14 protein-coding genes are annotated in these 24,957 nt (G+C 42.5%); 1 reads left to right on the forward strand and 13 read right to left on the reverse strand.

Features of this window, described 5'->3' with window-relative positions; genetic code table 11:
- Positions 1–59 precede the first annotated feature (59 nt).
- Positions 60–638: a sigma-70 family RNA polymerase sigma factor gene (locus tag Q5866_RS10260; RefSeq protein WP_186977359.1), complete on the forward strand. Its 579-nt coding sequence runs from the start codon at positions 60–62 to the stop codon at positions 636–638.
- Positions 639–797: 159 nt separating this feature from the next.
- On the opposite strand, the gene Q5866_RS10265 is transcribed toward Q5866_RS10260, so the two are convergent.
- The 13 genes from Q5866_RS10265 to Q5866_RS10325 form a co-directional block, all read right to left on the reverse strand.
- Positions 798–2,360, reverse strand: a complete 1,563-nt coding sequence (locus Q5866_RS10265) for a PKD-like family lipoprotein (RefSeq protein WP_186977361.1) — start codon at positions 2,358–2,360, stop codon at positions 798–800.
- Positions 2,361–2,384: 24 nt separating this feature from the next.
- Entirely contained in the window at positions 2,385–3,053 is a 669-nt protein-coding gene (locus tag Q5866_RS10270; protein WP_186977363.1) for a DUF4843 domain-containing protein, read from the reverse strand.
- Between the two features lie 19 nt (positions 3,054–3,072).
- Entirely contained in the window at positions 3,073–4,524 is a 1,452-nt protein-coding gene (locus tag Q5866_RS10275; protein ID WP_186977365.1) for a RagB/SusD family nutrient uptake outer membrane protein, read from the reverse strand.
- 12 nt (positions 4,525–4,536) lie between these two features.
- Positions 4,537–7,935, reverse strand: a complete 3,399-nt coding sequence (locus tag Q5866_RS10280) for a SusC/RagA family TonB-linked outer membrane protein (RefSeq protein ID WP_303180071.1) — start codon at positions 7,933–7,935, stop codon at positions 4,537–4,539.
- Between the two features lie 62 nt (positions 7,936–7,997).
- The gene (locus Q5866_RS10285) at positions 7,998–10,604 is read right to left on the reverse strand and encodes a zinc-dependent metalloprotease (protein ID WP_303180072.1); all 2,607 of its coding nucleotides are present in this window, start codon (positions 10,602–10,604) and stop codon (positions 7,998–8,000) included.
- Between the two features lie 43 nt (positions 10,605–10,647).
- Positions 10,648–13,212 carry a zinc-dependent metalloprotease gene (locus Q5866_RS10290; protein WP_303180074.1) on the reverse strand — a complete coding sequence of 855 codons (2,565 nt, stop codon included), beginning with the start codon at positions 13,210–13,212 and terminating at the stop codon, positions 10,648–10,650.
- Positions 13,213–13,243: 31 nt separating this feature from the next.
- Positions 13,244–15,916 (reverse strand): zinc-dependent metalloprotease, encoded by a 2,673-nt coding sequence (locus Q5866_RS10295; protein ID WP_303180076.1) that lies wholly within the window; start codon positions 15,914–15,916, stop codon positions 13,244–13,246.
- 136 nt (positions 15,917–16,052) lie between these two features.
- Positions 16,053–17,258: a FecR family protein gene (locus Q5866_RS10300; protein ID WP_227217174.1), complete on the reverse strand. Its 1,206-nt coding sequence runs from the start codon at positions 17,256–17,258 to the stop codon at positions 16,053–16,055.
- A gap of 317 nt (positions 17,259–17,575) precedes the next feature.
- Complete coding sequence (locus Q5866_RS10305; RefSeq protein WP_303180079.1) at positions 17,576–20,212, reverse strand: zinc-dependent metalloprotease; 2,637 nt, start codon at positions 20,210–20,212, stop codon at positions 17,576–17,578.
- A 111-nt stretch (positions 20,213–20,323) separates the two neighbouring features.
- Positions 20,324–21,439 carry a TlpA disulfide reductase family protein gene (locus Q5866_RS10310; RefSeq protein WP_186977380.1) on the reverse strand — a complete coding sequence of 372 codons (1,116 nt, stop codon included), beginning with the start codon at positions 21,437–21,439 and terminating at the stop codon, positions 20,324–20,326.
- Between the two features lie 23 nt (positions 21,440–21,462).
- A complete protein-coding gene (locus tag Q5866_RS10315; RefSeq protein ID WP_303180082.1) occupies positions 21,463–22,716 on the reverse strand; it encodes a thioredoxin fold domain-containing protein in 1,254 nt (417 codons plus the stop codon).
- 5 nt (positions 22,717–22,721) lie between these two features.
- The gene (locus tag Q5866_RS10320) at positions 22,722–23,945 is read right to left on the reverse strand and encodes a thioredoxin fold domain-containing protein (protein ID WP_186977384.1); all 1,224 of its coding nucleotides are present in this window, start codon (positions 23,943–23,945) and stop codon (positions 22,722–22,724) included.
- 68 nt (positions 23,946–24,013) lie between these two features.
- Positions 24,014–24,949, reverse strand: coding sequence for a hypothetical protein (locus Q5866_RS10325; protein ID WP_186977386.1), 936 nt, complete (start codon positions 24,947–24,949; stop codon positions 24,014–24,016).
- Positions 24,950–24,957: the final 8 nt, after the last annotated feature.

Consider the following 24,957-nt stretch of genomic DNA (forward strand, 5'->3'; position numbering starts at 1 on the left):
ATTGAGTTGAATATTTTATATTTGCATTATATTATACTCTGGATTTGAAGATATTGTACATGGATGAAAAGGAACTATTAAAAATGCTTTCGTCAAACAGAAATGAAGCATACGAACACTTGTATAATGAATATTATACGCCTCTCGTGTTGTTTGCCGATCATTATGTTTCCAATCAAGATGTTGCCCGCGATCTGGTTCAAGAAGTCTTTATCGCCTTACTGGACGTAAAAACAAAATTCGAGAACCTGTTGCATCTTAAATCATACCTGTACAACTCCCTTCGCAACAAATGCCTCAATCACCTGCGTCACGAGAAAATCAAACAAGAATTTTTGCAGGAAGAACTATATCTTAGTGATGAATTTTTCGAACAGAAAACAATCGAGGAAGATGTCTATTCGTTACTCCTCTCCGCACTGGACAACCTCTCGCCACAAAGCAAGGAAGTCATGCTGTTATCACTCGAAGGACTGAGTAATGCCGATATTGCCGAACGCCTGCAACTCTCGGTCGAAACCGTGAAGTCCTACAAGAAAAGCAGCAAAAAGAAACTTACCGAACATCTTCTTTCCCGTAAGGATTACCCGGCATTCATGCTTTTCATGATGTTGCTCGAATTGTATCATAGTATTTAAATATAATCCAAATAAAATATATTTAAAAAATAGGAAAGGGTTATCCCAGTAAATATCAAATCATCACTGAAATAACCCATTCTAAAATAACTATAAACTCCTATTTCTGTTAATTATTAAAGTCGCTATTGTTATCAAACATTGTTCATTCACTAAAATCTAACTCTGCCAAGCATTACCAGTCTTCATTTTATAACGAATATCCACTATTCTACCAACATTTGTATCGGATTCATAAATCACACGTTTACTTTCTTCCGGCATTCCTTTGTCCATTTTTGTGTCCAATACATAAAATTTTCCGTTAGCAAGCCCTACACCGACACGATAACTTCGAGCTGATTCTGCATCCAAAGCCGTAATATCGGCATCGAAATGTTTGTAGAGTATCACAAAAGATTGCATATTTCCAGCACCAATATTAGCTCGTTCGATAATATATAAATCGGCTCCATGAGCAATTAACATGTAAGTATTTTCTATATAGGGAGGTATACAAAACAATGTATTTTCATCCAAAATATCGCCAATATTAAAAGGTACTTGCTTTATCGGTGTTGCAATAACAGAACTAGTTCCTGTCATCTTCTCTATAGTAAATTCTTGATAATAATAAGCTCCTTCTGCATTTCTCAATATGGAATGATACATATTTTTACCACTACTATTTGTTTCGACACGACTGTATCCCGTGTAGACCACTTCCATATCGCCCAAATTATCCAAATGTGAAAATTCATTCGGGTATCCACCGCTAATCGACAACGGCAACACTTTACCCGCATTACTTTTATCCTTATCAATCAAAGCCAGATAACGTTGTTGACCTTTCTTCCCTTCCACCATCAACGTATAGCCGGGTCCCATAAAGGGGGCAATCACAAAATCCGTTACATAGAGATCTTCACCATTGTATTGTAATGGACTGTCTAGAAAAGCCCCCGTAAAAAAAGATTTATCAGAAAGCTTCAAGCGAGTGTACACTTTATGGTCATTTTTATTAATCACCGCAGAAATCCACCTCATTTCAGCCATTTCAAGCGGCGTGAAATTGGCAGGTAATTGTTCATCCAAAAAACTCTCTTTCAACGTTATATCCCGTTTAAATGAAAGTCCGCTCAAATCAACAGATTCAGCCCCATCCAATAGTACCCAAATATTAGAAGAAGATGAACGATAATAAAAATGTTCCAATAATCCTACCGGTTTGCCACCCAATTTCAGATGATTCTCTTGTTGATAAACATCCGGGTACTCCACGTAAGAATATCCACTCGGAGCTGTAGCATCGATATTCTCTCTTATATAAGTCAAATACGACTCGCCATCTTTTTCCGACAAAATCATCCATCCCGTGGTATTATGCTTTTCTGTTAATACAAAATTAGTTCGAGCCAAATAAGTAATATCGGTTTTCGTATCCAACACCCGTAAATAACAATCCTCTTTCAAAATCGTATCCACGTAATAAGACAGATTACGCTCATTGGAAAGCACTTTATTGCCCAAGCGCCATTCAAACTCCAGTCCGGTTTCATTACTATCTTGCGCAAAAGTCAGTACCGGTTTAATATTTATCGTTTCACCGGCAACCGCCAAATACTGGGTATTTCCCAAATCTATCGTAATTCCATTTGTTTCGGAATAATCATAATTCCCCTTGTCATCATAACATGCAGCGCACGCGAACAACAATGCAAATAACCATATTATATTTCTCATATTCATACTCTTTAGACCGTCAAATTAATTCACCGGAATGATAATCTCTTCTCCATTATCCGTAATACCCTCATCCTTAATATACTTTTTCAACTGAATAGCATATTTTCGCAATGCCGGCTCCTCTACATCCGAAAAGTCATTTTTCCCGGTACACGCGACCAAAGCATCCAACTTCACTCTAGACCAGGGACCGAAATAAATTTCAAAAGTACTATCCCACCAGAGAGGTGCTGCATCTTTATCATTAAAATGAATCGTGATATATCGTTGCCCAACAAATCCCGGCTCAAAATTCTCATTGGCAACGACCGCCACGACAAGCGTAGCATCTTTTTCTTTCAACATCGCATTCTTTTTCACCGTAACCTTTATCGTATCCTTATCTTGACCGGCTCCAAAATAAGGTTCCGAATCAAACTCGTACAAGTCTGAGGTTGCAGTGGTTAACGAATCAATCACAGCTAACTTAAACGCACGTGGAGAAGCGAGCAGATTCCCCATCAAATTCACTTCAAAATACAAATCATGTGTATCCGCCCCGGGATAATTGGCAAATGACAAAAGAGTGTCTTGCTCCTCGGACATGGTAAAATACACGTAATGCTCCAAATCATAACGACCAATCTGGTCCTTTTCACATGACGCCAATAATATCGTCAAAAATATACTGATTATAAACCACCTATTCATATTTTTACATATTTAATCATTAAATACCTGATTCATTCCGCGGCAACGGTAACACGAAATTGGTGTTCTTATTGGGTTTCACGTTATATTTCTTATAAAAATGAAAAAGTTGCCCTTCTCCCCAAAACTCTTTCTTCGCGTCATTCAATATCAAGTCATGAAATTCATCCAAACTAGAAGCACTGATTCGCCCCGGGGTACACCCTCTCGCATTTCTCACGACCTCCAATTCAGCGACAGCCTTACCAAAATCTCCCAGACTCGCGTAATATTCTCCCCGTATATAATACATTTCGCTTAAACGTATCACGGGCAGCATCCGTTTATTTATCTCGTTCATACCTGTTGCATCATAATACTTACGAGTAAATACATACTCCCACGCTTCCACCACACGAACCAATCCACCGTCCTCGGCTAATCTTTTATCCCCGGCATCTTCCGATTTCCATTCTTCCCAATCCCAATAATCCACAGCCAAGTTGCATGCATTATCATCCGATTCATCATAGTTTTCAAAGTTTTCCGTCAACTTACGTTGCGAAAGCGCAAAAATCAGTTCATCATACATTTTCGTCTTATTACTGAATGTCTCTTTGGAAGTAAACGAAAAAATCTTATCCCCTCTATCATCCACGAAATCGATCACTTCGGTTGCCATTTTCGCAGCTTCCTCTAATCGATTTGCATAAAAATATAAACGAGCCAAAGCAGCCGTCACAGCCGTGTAGTTCATCCGAAAACCCCGGTAATTAAAGAACATATCTGACGGACCTTGCTGTCCTTCATAACGACACGTAGTTGGTAACAAATAAAGCATCTCTTTCAACGTATCGGTCGTAGCTAATATATCGCGAGCATCCAGCAAATCCCGCTCGATTTTCTCAATCATGCCCGGCACGGATAAATAAGACGCCATCAAAGAAGGAAATTCATCGAAATAAGGCATATACACTTTATCTCCGGCCTCACTCAGCGAGGGAGCAAAATAGCGCAATAACTCGAAGTGCATAAACCCACGACAAGCAAGGGCTTCTCCATGAATCATATCCCGTTCGAGACGTTTTTCCTCGAACTTCACCGTATCCTCCTTACTGATATTCTGAACCAAATTATTGCAATTAGCAATCACGTTATACCCGACAGACCAAATATTCTGAATCAAAGATTCCAAATTCTTATCATCGTACAAATATCGTACAGCCCGATTATAAACATGAGAACTACTCCCTAAATTATAACTAGGGTAATACTGGGCAAGAACATCAGCAAATCCCCAAGTCAATTCCTGTCCCCACAAAGATGTGGAAGACATATCTTTATATATACCGTTCAAAGCTGTTCTATATCCACTCCCGGAATTGAAAAGAGTTTCCTCGTCCACTTCATTGCTCGGCTGTACTTCCAGCCAATTGCTACAAGCTCCAAGCAACAAAGGTAAAATGATATATAGTATTTTAATCTTTCTCATATCTCTAATTTTTTAAAAAGTCGCTTTCAATGAAAAATTCACAGTTCTCGCGTACGGATAACTCAATCCCCGCTCTTGTTTTACAGTACAGAAACGAGCCAAATCATTAGCTCCCAACTCGAAACGCACCATACCCAATCCCGCTTTCTTCAACCATTGTTGCGGAAGATCGTAGCTAATAGTCAAAGAATTTAACGACAATAAATTGTAATCTTCAACAAAACGAGTGCTTGGACGGGTACGCACTATCGACTCTTTTCCATTTTCCAGTTTTTTGAATTTAGCTTTATCACCCGGTTGTTTCCATCTTTGGGTAAGTACCCGTTTATCAACATTATCATTATACACATCGGCATTCTCTACCTTGTCTACCAAAGTCTGATTATAACGTTGTCCCCCGTACTCGTACATGAAGGTTGCATACAATGACAATTGTTTATACCTGAAATTGAAACCGAAAGAACCTTGAATATCTGGTTCTGTATCCCCGTAACTGATCTGGTCGGCTGAATCCCATACCGTGGTCAACGTTCCATCCCGCTTTTCCAATATCTCGTTTCCGGTAGCCGGATCAATTCCATGTGATTTCACAACAGAAATTGCCGTGGTTGAAGCCCCTTCCTCATATTTTTTATACGGTTTAGCAGACTCACTATCATATATCTTCAATTCCTTGTACATTTCATCCACACGGTCATTGTAATCTCTCAATGAACTGGATATCTTCAATAATTTGTTTTCATTGTGCGCCAAATTCGCGAAAATAGAAAAGCTCATATCTCGGTCATTAATTATATTACTGCGCACACTCACTTCAAAACCGCGATTCTGCATCTCTCCCACGTTATCTTTATACGTGGTAAAACCGGTTGAACTCGGGATGGTTACATCATTTACCAAATCCACCGTTTTCTTGTTATACCAAGAAGCTGTCACGTAAAACAACCTATTCAAAAAACCGAAATCCACCCCTAAATCCGTGGAATACGTTGTTTCCCAACCGAGTTTCTTATTTCCCATTGCAATCATAGAGGCTCCCATTCCCGTTTCGTACCATTCCTCGCCATCCACATTATACACGGTTTTAGCAGCAAACGGCTCGAAATTCACCTTACCGGTCGCCCCGTAAGTTCCGCGCAATTTCAACTCGTCGATAAAACCGGCATTCTTTATAAAATCGTAATTATGCAAGGCAATACCTCCACCCAACGACCAGAACACTCCGGTTTTATTATCTGTTCCGAATTTAGAAGAACCGTCCACACGCACAGAAGCGTCGAACAAATAGATATTATTATAACTGTAATTCACCATTCCCAAGAACCCGAACAAACGGCTCTTCTCGTCCCCGTTTGAAGGTTTTTCGTAAACATCTTGAGCATAACCGGCAGAACTAAAATCGCCGGAAGGGAAACCGCGATATACAGTAGATACATTCTCCCCGGTAGTAGATGTCGCATTAATACCCAACGAGAAGTTCACGTTGTGTTTCTCTATCGAACGATTGTAAGCCAGTATAACGTTCATATCCCATCCCAAACTCTCGGAAGTGGATACCGTCAATTGTCCCGATACCGAATTATCGAGATCCAATTCATCCGCATTTCTTTTAGAATTCGGATCGATAAAATTCCGTCCTTTACTTGTTGACTTGGTTACGGTAAACTGACCTTTTAATTGCAAATAATCATTAATATACCAATTAGCACTCAAATTATTAATCAATTCATGGCTTTCCGTACGATTAAAACTATTCAAACTCGCCTCGTATAAAGGATTTACATTATCGAAAGAGAGATGCCATGCCTCCAATTCCCGCTTGTAAGTCCCATCTCCATTTTTGTATTCACTATAAGGCAACTGTTTCGTGTAATCTGAAAATTTTCCATAAGGAGAATCTGCCGAACGAGTTACTCCATAAGACACATAATTCTTTACTTGGAAAGACTTAAGACGATAATCCAAATACAATCCCATGCTAATACGGTCACGATAAGAATCTTTCATGACACCATCCTCATTATTGTACCCTAAATCCACGCCGAAACGAATATCATCAGTACCTCCATCTACATACAAACTATGCTTATGATTAAAAGCCGTACGCAACGGTTTAGACAACCAATAAGTATTCACTCCACGTACCACATTATCCAATTTCCAATTGTACTCCCGGTCTAAAGTATATTGATTTAACGGTTTATCGTCATGATAAATTCCGGCAGCAACTTCCGTTTCCAATTTCTCTTTAGCATTCATCAAGTTATAATCAGTAAGATCCGGCATAGTTACCGTTCCGGTCATACTGTATGAAACGGAAAGCTTTCCGGGTGTCGGGGCAACGGTGGTAATCACAACCACACCATTGGCAGCACGGGAACCATACATCGCTGTTGCAGCTGCATCCTTTAACAAAGTGATATTCTCGATTCGGTTAATATCCATATCATACAATTTGGTTACCGATATCTCGAATCCGTCCATGATGAAAAGCGGCAAGTTCGGGTTATTTTTCAAATTAGACTTTGACAAAGCGTCTGCATCCAATTCCTTTACTCCAATACCGGAACGACCGCGAATGTACAACTCCGGCACGGCATTCGGATCGGAACCCCACTCCGTGTTTTCTTGTATACGAAAAGACGGATCGAATGTCTGTAAGGCTGCTAAAACATTATTTTTAGATACTTTCAGCAACTCATCCCGTTCCACTTTTATCGCATTTCCCGTGAAACTTTTCTTATTGATGTTACCATATCCCGTGATCACCACCTCTTCCATCTCCATTTTTTCTTCCGCCAAACGGATAGATAAAGGTTTATCATCATTCTTGGTATCATTGCTGACCACCACTTCTTTCGTGACCATACCGACAAAGGAAACAACAAAAACGGTACTGTCCATCGGGACAAAAGTGACTTTAAATGCTCCGTTCGCATCGGTTGCGACCCCCATCTTCGTTCCCTTGAGCATGACTGTCGCACCGGGTAGCGGTTCGCCCCGCTCATCCATCACGACTCCCCGGACGGTGCGTTCTTTTACTTTCACGTCCTTTTTGTCATTCGCTTCTTTCAACTTAATCACGATGATGTTGTTCACGATGTTGTAAGTATAGTTCGTGTTTTTCAAACAATACTGCAGAATCTCCTCCACGGAAGCGTCTTTAAATACTTTCGTCACGGAAGGAATCTTGGCGATTTCTTCAAAATTGTACAGCACATCATAAGATGTTTTACTTTTCAACTCCTCCAGCACCTGTTCCATGGTTGCATTCTGGAAGGTCAACGATAACTTCTGCGCTGCGGCAGGAGTTACCTTGAGTACGCACATGAAGCAGAGTAACAAGACTCCCTTCAGAATACCCGAGTGTAAAAAATTTTCTCTCATTTTTTTCTCAAATCTGAAATTCATATCCTACGGATTTTGTTAGTAATAATTCTGACTCAAGTAGTCCGGGCACCCGGACTACATATTTAGATCTTAGGCATGTCCTTCCACGAACGAGTCATCAGGAATAACAAATAATCATAATGAGCTCGTGTCCGGGCATCACCCGTATAGCGTTGCTTTTTAAGCAACTCTTTTATCTTATCGTACACGGAGTACCACAAATGTTTCTGGTTATCCGCCGCAATGTTTTCCACCACCCAACGATGTCCGAAAGCTTGATGTTCCGGTTCTTGCGCGGCTTCTTCTTCCAATTCTTCATCCAAACCGGCGTTTACATCTGCCTCTGTTGCATAATATTGCCCGAACCATCTTACCCGACCGTTAATATCGACATCATTACGCACGTTTGAAATGAATTCCGCTTGCATCACTCGCTCCTCATCCGTCAATGCCCTTCCCCGTTTCGTGGGTTCGAATACAAGTTCATATAAATCCTCGATATACTCTTTCGGACTATATGAGTTAGGATCACGATGATAAGTCAAAGATATGCGTTTGGTCTGATATAAATCGGTAATCACGTTTTTTTCCTTCACGACATAAGATTTCAAAATTTTCATCGCTTGAGAACCGTTAAAACTTAGATTTTTGATTACCTCTTCCTGATCCAACCACCTTAAATCTTTCAACTGCTCGATCACGAATTTCAAAGAAGCTCGTTGCACCTCTTTCGGCACGACTGTAAGCGTCGGATTCGGATCACCCACGAACGGTTCATTCAAGTAGAAAGAACCGATATTTCGGTACACGTTGAACAAATATCCCTTTACCTGTGCCACGATAAAGCGATACATGTCATTCCGGTAATTATAATCCCGGTCTTCCTTATCCATCCATTCGTTCATGTGCTCCATGATATATTTCAAGTTCTTGAGCCCATATGCACTGGCTTTAATGGCATCGTCACCCAAATCGTACGATAATCCACTGGGGTCGAAGGTCGTCAACAGATATTGTTCGGGAGCGAAACGATACATCGGATCGCCGGCTTTCTCGGCAATCCACCCGGCAACCACCTTATTCTCCTCTTCCGGCGTATTCACGCCAAATACAGGTTGGTATGCCACTTTTATAACATAATAGTCATACGTTCCCAGTTGAGGTACTAAAGCTACCCCTTTATCCTCCGGTTGAGCCACGTAATTAAAGCCGATATTATCCATCACGGAAGCCGTAATTCCGTACTTTTGGGTATAGGAAGCCGAACGCAAAGAATCCGTCGGGATAGCAGCCGAACCTGCCATATTATTAATCAATCCCAACGTGTGTCCAATCTCGTGACGCACGGCTGCCCGAATAGATTCACCCTGCAACTCATCCGACAATTTCAAGTGGCGGGCACCCTCGTCAACTTGCGAGGTCTGCACGAAACGTTGAATGTTATTCCATTTCAACAAGTCATGAAACAAGAATAGAGAAGCGTTACGAATCTCGCCATTGCGAGGATCTACCCAAGCGGCGTCTTTCATCATCGTCACCACACCCGTCGGCACGTAGCGAATCGTGTTATATTTCATATTATCCGGATCGAACTCGGGCTCATTTGTCGGGTAATCTTTTACTTGAATGGCATTTTTGAAACCGATAGCCTCGAAAGCCTTATTCCAATCCAAAACACCTTGCGCCACATGCGCACGCCACGCTTTAGGGAAATTAGGATCCAGATAGAACACAATCGGTTTCACCGGTTCTGTCAATTTCCCTTGTCGATAGGCTTCCACATCCGCGGGTTGAATATCCCAACGCTCCATGTAATGTCTTTCAACGGAACGATCGACCTTGGTTGTCATATTCTCACAAGCAGAAGTTGAGATACCTACCCTCGGGTCTGCCAAACGGGGACGCATTGTCGGATGCTCCGGCAACAGCATGAAGGTACGATTCACTTTAGCCGTTAAGGGTTCGCTCTTCGAAATCACATATTGTCCGCCCATAACCAAATCAAACCAATATCCCAGACAGGAAACAACAGACACGTTATCCTCGAAAGCCTTTGTGCTCACCACGTATGACAAATCCTTTTTAAATTCAGGGGCTATCCCGGCACGACCGTACTCCTGCGTACGTTTCCCGCTACTGAAAGGAGTCATATCCTCATCATGCCCCACAAGGAAATCCGTCATATCAAACACGATAGCCGTACTATCGGCATTATACGCCAACACGGGGAATGAATTGATAAGCGGATGAATACTATTCATACGGATAGCCTCCTGTACCCCCTCTTCACTCGAATCCGAATATAAAGGAAGTTGACCATTACGACTGATTTCACACATCATCAGGGTACTGTCCTGCAACGAAAAAGCAAAATGTTTCGGACGGGTTCCCATCAATCCCACGGTACCGCTCCCCATGTCGGAAGTCTCCACGATCTTCGAGCCCAACAAGAACTCTCTGCCCAACAAAGAAACCGGTAACTCGAAATAGATTTTACCGTTCACCAAATGTAACGTCATAAAACCTTTCTTGGTATCGACCTTCTTACCTTTAAAAAGTTTGTCGTACTTGCTCAATTTCTCCACCTTCTCCGTGTCCTTTTTCTTTTTATCCTTTCTACCGGCAGCGTGAATATCCGTGAAAGCCACCAGTACAAGGAGAACCGTGAATAAAACAAAACTTCTTTTCATCTGTTTATATTTTTATTTTCTTATTTATCAATTAATATCTCGTTCATTTCCAGTTACGCACATCCTCAATCTTTTCCAAAAGGAAGCCGTAATGATTCCGGGTTTCCCGTGAACCACCGTTCAGTCGGGACTCCATTAATTTCTGTACCCGAATCAACAGCCCATGCCATAAATGCGCCTGATTATCATTAGACAGGTTCGTCACGTAATATTGGAAACCGAATCCTTGTACCGGCAACACGGGATTTATCTCTTTCGCCAGCGTTTCCACTTGAGTCTGCCTTCTCTTCTTGCCATCTCCTAACCGATGATTCGGAATCTGTATCCGTTTCAATATAGCACACACGACCTCATACTGTAAAGTACGTTCAGCCTTCGTGAGATTCCTGCCCTTTATTGTCGATGCCCACACATGCGCGTATATATCATCAAGATATTCTTTCGGAGAATAACTCCTCGGGTCCCGGTAGTAGCCCAAGGATACCCGTTTCGTGTTCACCAGTTCCTTGGCAAACTTTTTCACCAGAATTTCTGACTTCGGCGTTCCTACTGTCAGGTTTTTAGTCACTTCCGGGGCATCAATCCAATCCAACGTGCGCAATTGCTCCATCACGAATATCGCGGCACGTTTCTGCTTCTCCTTGGGCAACACGCTGAAAGCGATACGCCCGTCCCCGACAAAACTCTCGTTCAAATAATATCCCCCGACATTCAACAAAGCATTTTTCAAGTATCCGGCGAACTGATTGGCAATTCCCCGGTACATATCTATCCGGTAGGTATAATCCCGGTCTTCCGCATCCAACCAACCATTCATGTTTTTCAAGATATATTGCAAATTCTTGATACCGTAAGTCCCGGCTTTCACGGCATCGTCGCTTAAATCTTCGGTCAACGCGCTCGGGTCATATTCGTCGTACACCTGCTGCTTGCCGTAACGATACATCGGATCTCCGGATTTAGCCGCAATCCAAGATTGTACCACACGAAGTTCTTCCTCCGCGTTCTTCGCCTCCGGTACCGGACGATATCCCACTTCAATAGCGTAATAATCATACACACCCAAATCCGGCGGAGTCAAACCGACTCCTTTATCTCCCGGTTGCGCAATATAATTATAACGGGCATAATCCATGATAGAAGGCGTAGTCCCGTATTTCCGGGTAAATGCCGCACTCCTCAACGAATCAGCGGGAAAGGCTGCCGAAGCTGCCATATTATGCATCAATCCAAGACAATGCCCGACCTCGTGAGCAATAATATAACGCAGGCTCTCGTGCATCACTTCATCTGACAATTTAGGGGTACGTACACGCTCGTCCAGTTGTGCCGTCTGCACGAAACGCATCTCGTTCACCAATTTCACGATATCATGATATACAAATACCGAAGCGTTCATAATCTCCCCCGTGCGAGGGTCTACCCAAGAGGGTCCCATGGCATTTTCAACCCCAATCGGTGCATAACGCACGCAAGAGTATTTCAGGTTATCCGGGTCAAATTCCGCATCATCTCTCGGGAAATCCTTCGATTGAACGGCATTCTTAAAACCGATACGCTCGAATGCCTTGTTCCATGTCCGTATGCCTTCATGGATAGCGTTCTTCCATGAAGCGGGGAAAGTATTATCCACGTAAAACACGATCGGTTTCACCGGTTCTACAAGTTCTCCCCGCTTGAATTTCTCCATGTCCGAAGGTTCCAGATTCCAACGATGCATAAAATAAGTTCGAGTACTCCGGTCTACATCCATCCCCATATGTACACGAGATGAAACAAAATACCCAACTCTGGGATCCGCCAACCGCCAACGCATCATATCCTCCTTTTCCGGTAACAAAATCATGGAACGATTCACCTTCATGGTTACCTGTTCAGCATGCCGATACCCCGTGTTCTTACGGGTAAGTACCTCGTGATAAGTCAACACCGAACAAATCGAGATATTATCTTCGAATGCTTTAAAAGAGTCCAAGTATGACAACGACTTATTCAATGTCGCTTTTCTCGTCAACAAACCGAATGCCGCAGTCTTTCCATACGGGTCGAAAGGCTCCATTCGCTTGTTATCACCCAAAAACATTTCAGTCACATCGAAAACCACCGTGGTAGTGTCCCGATTATAAGCGGCAATTTTAAAGGCTTGCATCAACGGGATAATCGTACTTTTAGCCACAGCCTGTTGCATTCCGACCTCGTCAGCATACACGTTGGGACGAGTGCCATTCGTCACCTCCTGCATATACAGCGTGCTGTCAATAATATTGAATTTCACATGCAACGGCTCCGATGCTTTCTGCCCGACCAACACGTTCCCGTTATTACTGATCTCGCTCACCGTCGTTCCGAGCAGGAACTCCCGGTTCAAAAGATTCATGGGCAACTCGAAGTATAACTTCGCCCCGATCTTATGAATCGTCAGCAATCCCTTTTTAGTTTCCACCTTCTTCTCCCGGAAGAGGCGATCGTACTTCACGGAACGCTTCTGGGGAGCAGGTGCATCCGCCTTCACCTCTTGTTTCTTTTTCCCTTTCGCGGCAACCTCTCCGGTCACAAGAAACAAGAGTCCCATGATGCAGATGAATAACCTGTATATTTTTATTCTCATCTTCAAACACTTAAAGTATTAATCACCCTATTTATTTTGACTTCATAAAATCCTCCACGATAGAAAGCAAATAAGTATAGTGCGCACGAGTTTCATACGAGCCACTGTTTTTCCTTTTTTCCATCACGGCTTTCACTTTTGTCAATAATTGATAATACAAATAGTTATTGTTATTCGTCGACGTGTTGAATACATAATAAATATAGTCAAACCCGGCACGCTCGTTCAATTCATTCATCTGATTCAATGAATGATAGTAATCCAACATATCGCCTTGGAAATTACCTGAAACAACCGGCATATCTCTCAAATGATCAAACAATTCCATTTGTTGATACACGGGTAAATCCGCACGAGGTGACAAAGCATGTACATCCCGATTCATCTCGGCCGCAAGCAATTCATCCACTTCACCTCTGGGAGTGAGAGGATCTGCCCCTTTAATTAAATTCTTCAACACTTCGGTTTGCAGGATACGCTCACATTCCGTGGGATTCGTTCCCTTTATCGCGGAAGCCCAGATACTCTCGTATAAATCCGTCAGATATTCTTCCGGCGAATAAGCATCTTTATCCCGATAAACTGCCAGCGACAAACGTTTCGTGTTCAATAGCGAACCGGCAAGATTTTTCAGCATCAACCGGGCTGTCGATCCGTCCAGCGGCAAATTCTTCACCACGTCGATGTTATCAATCCAATCCATGTCTTTCAATTGTTCAAACAGGAACTGTGCCGAACGTTTCTGCATCTCTTTTGGGACAATGGCAGACGTGGCGTAAGGATCACCGACCATATGCTCATTGATATAGAATCCCCCGATATTCATATTCACGTTATACAAATAACGCATATATTGAGAAGCTATTGCCTGATAAATATGGAATCGATAACTATAATCCGCATCCTGTCCATCCAGCCACTCGTTCAAATGACTCATGATATATTTCAAGTTCTTGATACCGTATTCCCCGGCTTTCACTGCATCGTCACCCAAATCTTCCGTCAAGGAAGTCGGGTCAAATACCCCGTAATAAATTTGTTGTTTCCCGTAACGATACATCGGGTCACCAATCTTATCCTCGATAATTTTGTTCAAGTGAGGAACTTCCTCTTCCGTACTCTTGGCATCCGGGAAGAAACGATATCCCCAGTCTATCGCGTAGAAATCATATACACCCAAACGAGGCGGAGTTAATTTCACCCCTTTGTCTTCGGGCTGAGCGATATAATTAAACCGGGCATAGTCCATGATGGAAGGCGTCGTCCCGTATTTCTCCATAAACTCTTTATCACGATATTTCTCTACCGGGATTGAAGCCGACGAAGCCATATTGTGCATCAAACCGAGGCAGTGCCCAACCTCGTGCGCCACAATATAACGCATACTCTCTTCCAACACATCTTCCGGTAATTTTGTCGTGCGTACACGGGGATCCACTTGCGAAGTCTGCACGAAACGCATATCATTCACCAATTGGATCACATCATGATAAATGAACACCGAAGCTTGAATAATCTCACTATTCCGGGGATCTACCCAAGAAGGCCCCATAGCATTGGCGATACCGATAGGCGCGTAATAAACACAGTTATATTTTAAGTTGGCAGGATCAAACTCAGGATCATCTTTCGGGAAATCTTTCGCTACCATCACGTTTTTAAAACCGATCTTCTCGAACGCTTTGTTCCATTCCAACACGCCCTCTCTTACCGGTTTTTTCCATGCTTCCGGGAATTTGTCATCCACGTAGAACACGATCGGTTTCACCGGTTCCACCAACTCCCCTCTTTTATACGCCTCCACATCTTTCGGACGAATATCCCATTTATTGGCATAAGTCTGTATCTGCACCTCATCCGCGTACCGAGTCAATTTCTCTTTAGATGAAGTGAAATAACCAATCCGGGGATCCGCCATACGGGCATGCATAACAGGTTCTTCCGGCAAAAGAACAAAAGAACGGTTCACTTTTATCCGCACGGGTTCTTGATAAGCAATCATCACGATTCCCATGTACAACAAATCCTGCGTGTAACTCAGACAAGAGGTAATCGACATATTGTCCTCGAACGATTTCAACTGATCGACATACGACAGGTTCTTTTTAAAAGAAGCCCGACGGGCGCATGCCCCGTACATAGTCTTCTTCCCGTTCGGATCAAAAGGATCAAGCCGCTTGTTGTCGCTCACCAGAAAATCAGTCATCTCAAACACAACGGCAGTACTATCCGCGTTATACGCTTTCACTTTAAATCCCTGCATCACCGGACATCCCACTCCCTGTGCCAAGGCAGCAAGAACACCTTCTTCCTCGTAATCCGTGAATATTTGACGACGAGCTCTATTGGTCACTTCCCTCAATTCCACCGTACTATCGCGAAGTGTAAACTTTATATGTAAGGGTTGTTTCACCTTCTGTCCCACCAATACATTCCCGTTATCACTAATCTCCGAAACGGTGGAACCCAACAACATATCCCGCCCCATCAAGTTTAATGGAAATTCAAAATAGACCTTCCCGTCCATCTTGTGCAATGTAACCATCCCTTTCACTGTTTCCACCTTCTTGCCTTGGAACAGTTTCTCGTAAGGGGTTACCTTTTTCTCCTCTACCTTTTTCTTCTTCCTCGTTCCGGCGCTAAGCGGTTCTGCCGCGGAAAGCACAACAAGACAAGTAACAAAAAACAAAAAAGTTCGTCTCATAATAATCATCATTAATTTTAAAATAATACATACAATATCCTCACAACGAGCAAATTATTTACCCGATGCACATAACAATACTTTTGCAAATCTTATAAACTCACACCTGACAAGCTAGAAAAATACCTTTGGCACACTAGTGATTCGATCTTGTCAAATCTTGCATCACTATTACAGTATTTCCCTTTATCTCAAATTTTATATTTGTTGTCTGTTCCAATAATTCAAGCACATCATGTATATCCGTGTACTTGGGAAGTGTTCCTTTAAAATGATAGTTCTTCAAATTCTCGTTCATATAAAATATATGTACATTATACCAACGAGCTATCTTTCGCAGGATCACATCTATATTCTCTTTGTCAAACTTGAACGTATTCCCCATCCATGCTATATAAACCTCCACGTCCACCTCTCTCACGTTTACTCCATGTTCCGAGTAATACGCCTGTTGTCCCGGGGTTAGAACCACCTTTTCCTGCTCCCGTGTTGTCACCTCCACCTTTCCGGTCTTCAACGTGGTATGGGCGAAAGTTTCATCCATGTAACTCATCACGTTAAACGAGGTTCCTAATGCCCTCACCGCAAAACCTTTAGTTTTCACGATAAACGGTTTATCCGGATTCTTCGCCACCTCGAAGAATGCTTCTCCTTCCAGATAAATCTCTCTCGTTTTTCCGTTAAACGCCACCGGATATTTAAGCTTGGAGCAAGCCCCTAACCATACCTTGGAACCATCCGCCAACTGCATGAAAAACTCCCCGTTAGCCGGAATTTCCAATGTATTATAAATGACTTTTGCATCCTCTCCCCCGGTCGTACCTTGATACACCAATTCCCCGCTATTCCGGTTGGATATCATCGTACCATTCCGCTCACTTAATACCACGTTGTCTTTTCCCAACTCTATCGCGCTACCATCCGACAAACGCAACACGGCTCTCTTGTCCCCGTGGGCAATAGCCGATGCCACCTGCATAACCTCATCACCGGAAAAGCTCTGTTGCAGCATATATATACCCCCAACCAACAAAGGAATAAGCAATATGGCTGCATACCGGAAAATTCTGTTTATCCGGCGTTGTCGGCGAACTTTTTCCATTCTCTCCTTTTCTCGCAAAAATTCCTTAAAAGCCATACGTTTATCAATCGTCCGATACAATTCAATCTTACGTACTAATTCTTTCTCATCCTGCAATCGTTCAAACAACCGCTTGTTCTCCTCCGAAACCGCAAGCCATTCATCTACCGTTCTTCGCTCCGCGACAGTGGCTTCCCCGCTGATTACACGGGCGATAGAAAATGATATTTTAAACGACTTGTCAGTTACTTTACTCATCATAGTGTGATTTTATACTCCTAATACACTTAAATCTACCAAAAGGGGGTAATGTAAGTTATATTTTTTCTGTAAAAAATACGTTCTTAGCGGCAAAAGGTTCATTTTCAATGAATATACACATAAAAAAAGAGGCTATCCGAAAAGGCAGCCTCTATTTGTATTCTTTAGAAGTGTTCAAAAAATACTCAGATGCAAGGCTCTGATTTACAAAGATGAGGGAGCGTACTAAAGCACGTGATCGAATCTTTGGAAAGCAAGAACGCAGCAGACGAGTACTTTTTGGACATCTTCTTCAACTAAAATGAGAAAAACAATTCCTATAACTTATCCTTTAACGCATTATTCAACTTAATTAAAAGCGATTGATAATGCACTTTTGCGCTACCTGACGTTCCACCGATCTTGCTCTTCAACAAATTACGGGACTTAATTGCCATATCCTGCATATAAGCCTTCGAATCATCAATAGCAGATACATTCACGGCTCTTTGCCAACCGTAACCCGGCGTTCCGAACTGGTTCTCGATCATACGCGAGGCAACATAACCTCTCCCGTATTCTTCATCCACTGTACGGAATTGATCTGCGAAACGACCAATCAAACCGCTCTCGTCCAAGCCGTAGGCAACAATCTCGTCCACCGAAGAAGCGAACCCGAAAGGAGAAGCGGATTTCTTACCGGCACCGTCACTCAACGACTCGCAGAACATATCCACCATAGCTTGTTGCAAAATCTTATCTCCTTGCGTCAACGACCTCCCCTGCAACAGGTTATTCCACGTCCCGTTGTAAAGATCCGTCATAAATTCATTGACCGTGTACGGTGAATTTGCCACGTGAGAAGAAAGAATCACGTTACTCGTCAAACCTCTCAAATCTTTCGCCACTCGATCACGCACGATAGCACTTCCATCCACGTGCAACGGGAAATGTTGCTTCAATTCCGTATTATTCAACCAATCGGAATCCTTGAATTGCTTCAACACCCAAGCCAAAGAAGCCTTCTGACGAGCTTTCGGCACTGCCTCGTAACGTTTGCCCGGGGTACCTTCTTTCACTTCCGTCAAATAAATACCACCGACATTATACATCACGTTGCGCAAGTAACGGTAATATTGATTCATAATCTGACCGTATAAAGTCTGACGATGAGAATAATCCGCATCATCATTGATCCATCCCTTCAAATTTGAAAGAATATACTTCAGATTCTTCACCCCGTAATCACTTGCCTTTACCGGATCGTCACCCAAGTCCTCCTCTATAGCACTCGGATCATAACGCACCTGAATTTGCTGTCTCCCGTAACGATAGATCGGATCGCCCGCTTTCTCGTCCACCCATTTCTCCACGATTGCCTGTTCATCCCACTCATCCCGTGCATCAGGCACATACCGGTAATTCCATTTGATTAGAAACTCGTCATACACACCCAAATTCGGGGGAGTCAATTTCACACCCTTGTCACCCGGTTGAGCTACATAATTGAAACGGGCATAATCCATGATAGAAGGTGTAGTCCCGTATTTTTGAGTAAACGTGGCGGAACGTAAAGAATCTACCGGGAAAGCAGCGGAAGAAGCCATATTATGCATGAATCCCAAACAGTGTCCTACTTCGTGAGCCACCACGTAAATTAATGATGCTTGCACCACGTCATCCGGCAACTTTTTCGTTCTCACGGAAGGATCAAGCTGTGCCGTCTGCACGAAACGCCAGTTATTAATCAATTGAATGATATTCCCGTAAACCAACACCGAGGCATTGATAATCTCTCCCGTTGTCGGGTCTGTCCATGACGGTCCCATAGCATTAGCCGTGGAATTTGGCACGTAGCGGATACAAGAATACTTCAAGTTATCCGGGTCAAAATCAGGATCATCCTTCGGGAAATCTTTCGCCACCATCACGTTCTTGAAACCGATCTTCTCGAACGCAATATTCCAAGTCGTCACGGCTTGACGAATCGGCTCTTTCCACAATTCCGGGAAAGCATCATCCACGTAGAACACGATCGGTTTCACGGGTTCCACCAGTTCGCCTCTCTTGTAAGCCTCCACATCTTTCGGTTCTATTCTCCAGCGATGAGCCACGGAATAACTTCCGATGGCATCCTCTTTCGTGATAGAAAGCCGGAGTTTATTACTATTGAATATACCCACGCGGGAATCCGAAATACGGGGACGCATCTTGTCTTCCGGCAAAAGCAGGATAGAACGCGTAACCGTTGCCGTGAAAGGATAATCATCCATCAGCTTCATCATTCCCATCACGCTCAATGACACCCCGTACGACATCACCGTCTTCACGCTCAAGTTATCATCGAAAGCCTTGATCTCGTCCAAATAAGACGCCTCCTTCTTGAAAGAAGAGGAAATCTTTACCATACCGCCCATCATGGCATCAGCGAAAAATCCCAAATCCTTCACGTTCGTGGTGAACAGCGTCGACATATCGATCACCACGGCCGAACTGTCGGCATTATACGCCTTCACGTCATACGAGTACAGGATCGGATCGCCGTACACGCTACTCATCGCCTTCTGCAAATTATCGGTAGTCGCAGACGAACTCACGTAACGCAAGAATATAGAACTATCCCGTTTCGTGAATTTCAAATGTAACGGACTATTTGCCTTGTAGCCTATATCGCAAAACTCCGGAGAGGTCACGTTCGTCACCGTGGAAGCAAGCAAAATCTCACGTTCCATGTACTTCAACGGAATCTCGAAATACAACTTGTTACCCACCTTGTGCAAGGTAATAAAATCACTCTTCGACGTAACTACATTTTTTCCTTTCAGCAACTTATCATAAGCACTTACTTTCTTGGGAGCAGGCAACGCTGCTGCGGTCGCACCTTTCTTCTTTTTCTTTTTACTTGCCGCGTACAAATCCGACGACAACGGCATGGCAATCATTACTGCCAACAATACAAACATCCATTTTCTCATACTAAACTTATTAAATTAGTCATCTATTATATAACTTCATTTATTAATAGACACAAAAGTCAAAATCAGTTGACAAGAGAATCCATTATTTTTTTCGTGTACTATCCTTTGCTATTCAAAAAACGACGCTACTTTCTCTTTCAAAGCCTCTCCCCGCAAATCCGTGGCTACGATACGCCCTTCCTTGTCCAAAAGGAACATTTTCGGAATACCCGTCACGTTATAACGTTTCGCCACGGGACACTCCCACCCTTTCAACGAAGAAACATGTACCCAATTCAGACCGTGCTTGTCAATCGCTTTCTCCCAAGCATCTTTCTTGTCATCCAGCGACACCCCGTACACCTCGAATCCTTTGTCCTTGTACATATCATAAATCGCTTTCACGTTCGGCACTTCTGCCAGACAAGGCCCGCACCACGAAGCCCAGAAATCCAACAACACATATTTCCCTCTCAACGACGAGAGCTTGATTGTCTTCCCGTCCGGAGCGGTCAAATCAATATCCGGGGCAAAACCACCCACGTTAATGGATTGAAGACTCATCATCCGGTCTTTCAACAACTGTCCCGGGTAAGAAGTTTTCACCTCCGGGGTCAAATTGCTATAATAATGTTCCACATCCTCGAACGGGTATTCCTTGGCAATAAAATCACCGATCAAATAAGTAATCGCCAAACTATTATTATTGGAATCCACGAAATTCTTGATTTGCTCGTCCATAGCCTTTTTCATCATCTGCGTGGCTTTATACACGGAGTCCAACTTCACGGAATCATCCTTCACGTTTACCATGGCAAACATACCGGCCAAACCCATTAAACTTTTTCCCATGGAAAGACTCTTCCCTTTCTGTATAACCTCCTGCTCGCGACTCCCTTTAATTCCGACTTTCCACGACTCGACTTTCTCTCCCTGTTTATTGGTCATTTGAGTTGCCGTCACTTGAATCGGGATCTCGTCCAACAAAATATCCTGCTCGTCCTTGCCGATCACCAATTTTCGCATATCAATCTCAGGAATTATCCCCTTCATCTCGAACTTGCCGTCTTTCACGACAGCCGAATCCAATACTTGAAATTGTTTCTCACCAATCTCCTTTTTCAGATAGGCAACCCTACCGTCACCATTTTCCCATGTCCCGGAAATCGTGTAAGTCTTCTCCTTGCTGCATCCTACCGCTAACAAGAGAACAGCACACAACCAATAACATACATTTTTTATCATACCATCTATCTTTTAATAAAACATCATTTTTCATCCTTTACTCCAAAAATCTTTTTCATCTCTACCATCTTTTTCTCCTCCAACTGTTCATAATTTTTCTTCGCTTCGGCAGCTTTATCCTTTTGCCCGAGTTTCGTGTAAACTGCCGCTATCACATCATAATAATTACTCCTCACGAGATCACTTTTCGTTTGATTTGCTTTCTCTTGGTCAGCAGTCATAATCTTCAATATCCCGTTCAATACTTTCTTGTCTTTCACGTGCTCCGTGATATACAAATAAGTACCGCCTCGAAAATCATTCTCGTAATTTAATATATTCAACTCGTCCGCAAACACCATCATACGAAACATCACATCCACCTTCCCCGTCAGACGCAGCTCGTTAATTGCCAGTTTGCACAAATAAGTCGGAAAACGCTTCACCGTGTTCTGTTCCAACATTTCCCGCAGAACCTCTTCTTTATCTGCCATCATCTTCAATGTATCCGCATTTGTTGTTTTCGTCGTTATTTGAATAATCTCTTTCACTGCATCTGCCATTCCGTTCCCCAATTGGCGTTCCAGATCATAACGATTCACTCCAACCCGATATTGAAACTTCTCAATCTGTTTGAAAACAAACTGATAAGCCTCCGTATAAGGATCAGTAATATACGCTCCCACGAGTCCCCAAACCTCCTTATCCATTAACTTTTCGAGCGGTATTGTCTTCATGAATTCAGAAGCAATCACAGGAATACTCTCTTTTTTAAAAGCCCCGTTCAATGCCGCCACGTAATCCCGTACCGTTTCGAAATCCCGGGCTCCCGCCTCGTACTTCTTTTGTAAGGCGGGCAATGTCTTCCCTTCCAATCCGGCTTTCATCCCTGCTATCAGATCTTCCGCCTTCTGGTATCCCGCCATCTGATGAATTACCTCACCATTCTGATCGATTAGCAACAGAGTCGGGAAACCGATAATGTATTCCTTGTATTTCTCCCGCAACATTTTTCCGTCCCCTTTCTCCATATCATACTTCGCATTCACGAAGTGAGCGTTAAAGAAATCACCCACCTGCTTCTGTGGGAATACATCTTTCGACAATCCTTTACAAGGACCACACCACACGGTATAGCAATCCATGAAAATCAACCGATTCCGCTCTTTTGCCTGCCGCAAAACTTCACTCCAAGGTTCATTCTCCATGAACACAATTCCTTCCTGTTTCTCTTCTTGGGCACACAAAACATACCCCCATCCTGTCAATAACAGGATTAAAAATAATTTTATTCTCATATCATCTATTCTTTTTTCTCAAACATTTTCCGAAACCGTTCTTCTGCCTCTTTTTGTTTCTGCTCGTCAATCTTTTGATGTTCTTCAGCTTTTTGTTTATTTCCTAAAGCCCGATATAACTCTGCTAGAGTACCATGATAATTACTTCCGTCTTTTTCCATATCCTCTTTCGCTTGAATCCCTTCCATAATCGGCAAACAACGTTTCAGTACTTTTTTGTCCTTACCATGCAAAGCTATATACATAAAGCTTTCACACAGAAATCGTTCCGTATATCCCAATGCCCGAACATCCCGATACACCAAAAGGTAAGTTACCACATCATTCCATTTTTCTTCCAACTTCAACGTATGAATTTTCAACTTTGCACGCATCTCTTCCGCCCGTTTGAAATTACCCCGATTCAGCAGAGTCAACAACATATTCACTTTCTCCGGTTCATCAGTCAATGGCAACAAATGCCCTTGTTCATCAGTCTTCAACTCCACAATATCCTTCACCGCCTTCTCCAACGCCCACGTCAATTGCCTTTCCAAACGATAACCATCCACCTTCAATCGATAAACATACTTATCAAAGTTAAATACCACGAAATTAAACTGTGGCGAATAAGGATCTTTCACGTACTCCCCGACAAAATCCCACACTTCCTTTTTCAATAAATCCTCCACAGGTACTGATTTCATATAATCCTCCGCCACTTTTTGAATCTCATCTTTCAAGAAAGCCCCCTGCAATACGCTCACGTATTCATTCAGAAACCCCAAATCCCGACTTCCTGCATTATATTTCTCTTGCATTACGAACAAACTTTTTCCTTCGATTCCCGCTTTCATCCCGGCAATCAACACCTCCGGTTCTTGATATCCCGCCATCTGATGTACCACATTTCCATTCTTATCTATCAACAAAAGTGTCGGAAAACCGATAATAAATTTCTTGTACCGGGTATACAATTCCTTTCCCTCACCTTTTTCCATATCATATTTCACATTCACAAATGTCGAGTTAAAAAAATTCCCGACTTCATTCTTCGTGAAAACATCTTTCGCCAACGCTTTACACGGACCACACCATGACGTATAGCAATCCATAAAAATATACTTGTTCTGTTCTTGCGCCATTCTCAACACATTATCCCACTTCTCTCCTTCAATAAACTTTATTCCTTGCCCGAAAACGCCACTACCGAACACAACAAACACACAAACGATAAATAGATTTTTCATACAATAACATTTTTGAACTTCATATTTAAGGATTGTCGGGTAGAATAGCGAACTACCCGACAAACAATTTAAAACTGAGAAAAAAAGTTCTCAGGAATCGGATCTTCCGGACAATTTTTATTTTGTGTTGCCACTACATTCAATTCCAATATATTATTAAGATAAGGAACTAATATCAAAGCTCGCTCTTTCATTCTCTCGAATCGATTAAACACGTTTGTCAACTCTGTTTTCGTATTATTTGTCAAGAATGTAATATAATCTGCAAAATCCTGTGCTTCATCCGGTGTCAACGAATTAGAATTGCCATGAGCGAGATTTTTCCATTTCACAAACCCCTCTAAATAAAACATATATGTATAATCGTCATACTCGCCAAGCGGATCCATATTTTTCGACGGAATCCCCAAAGACATTCCCGGAGTACGAGACGCAATAAATTGCGTAGGCTTAATTGATGCTGCTTCGTAAAAACCAAGCGTGAAATTACTTATCAAATCTGTTCTCAAACTTGTCCAACGAGCATCATTATAATCATCCAACTGTACTCCTATGTTTGCTATAATAAATCTATGATCATCCACTGCCATATCCGGGTATTTCGATGATAATGGCGGTTGCACGGAGTCCACGAGAAATATATAGTAAACTAGATTACGCCTAACGAAATCATCCGTATAACCGTTAAAAAGGTTCTCTTGCAAAAAAGTAACCATCTTTTTCACTCGCTCCTCATTTCCCGGTTTCACCGGAGCATACCATCCACTCCATTTTAACGTCCAACGTGTCCGAATAACAGACTCATCAAAATCATATAAAATATACGTCCCGTAACGTTCATACACACCGTAAATCATTTCCTCCAAAGAACCGGGTTCTCCACGAGGAAGTTCATACTGGAGATTACTTAAATCTTTAGGTACAATATCATCCTCCGAACAGCTCACTACAAAAGTCAGTACTATTGCAGTAAATAACCAGAATAATAAATATTTATATTTCATAACTTCAT

The organism is uncultured Butyricimonas sp. (genome assembly GCF_959596855.1).
In the GTDB taxonomy this organism is placed as follows: Bacteria; Bacteroidota; Bacteroidia; order Bacteroidales; family Marinifilaceae; genus Butyricimonas; species Butyricimonas muris.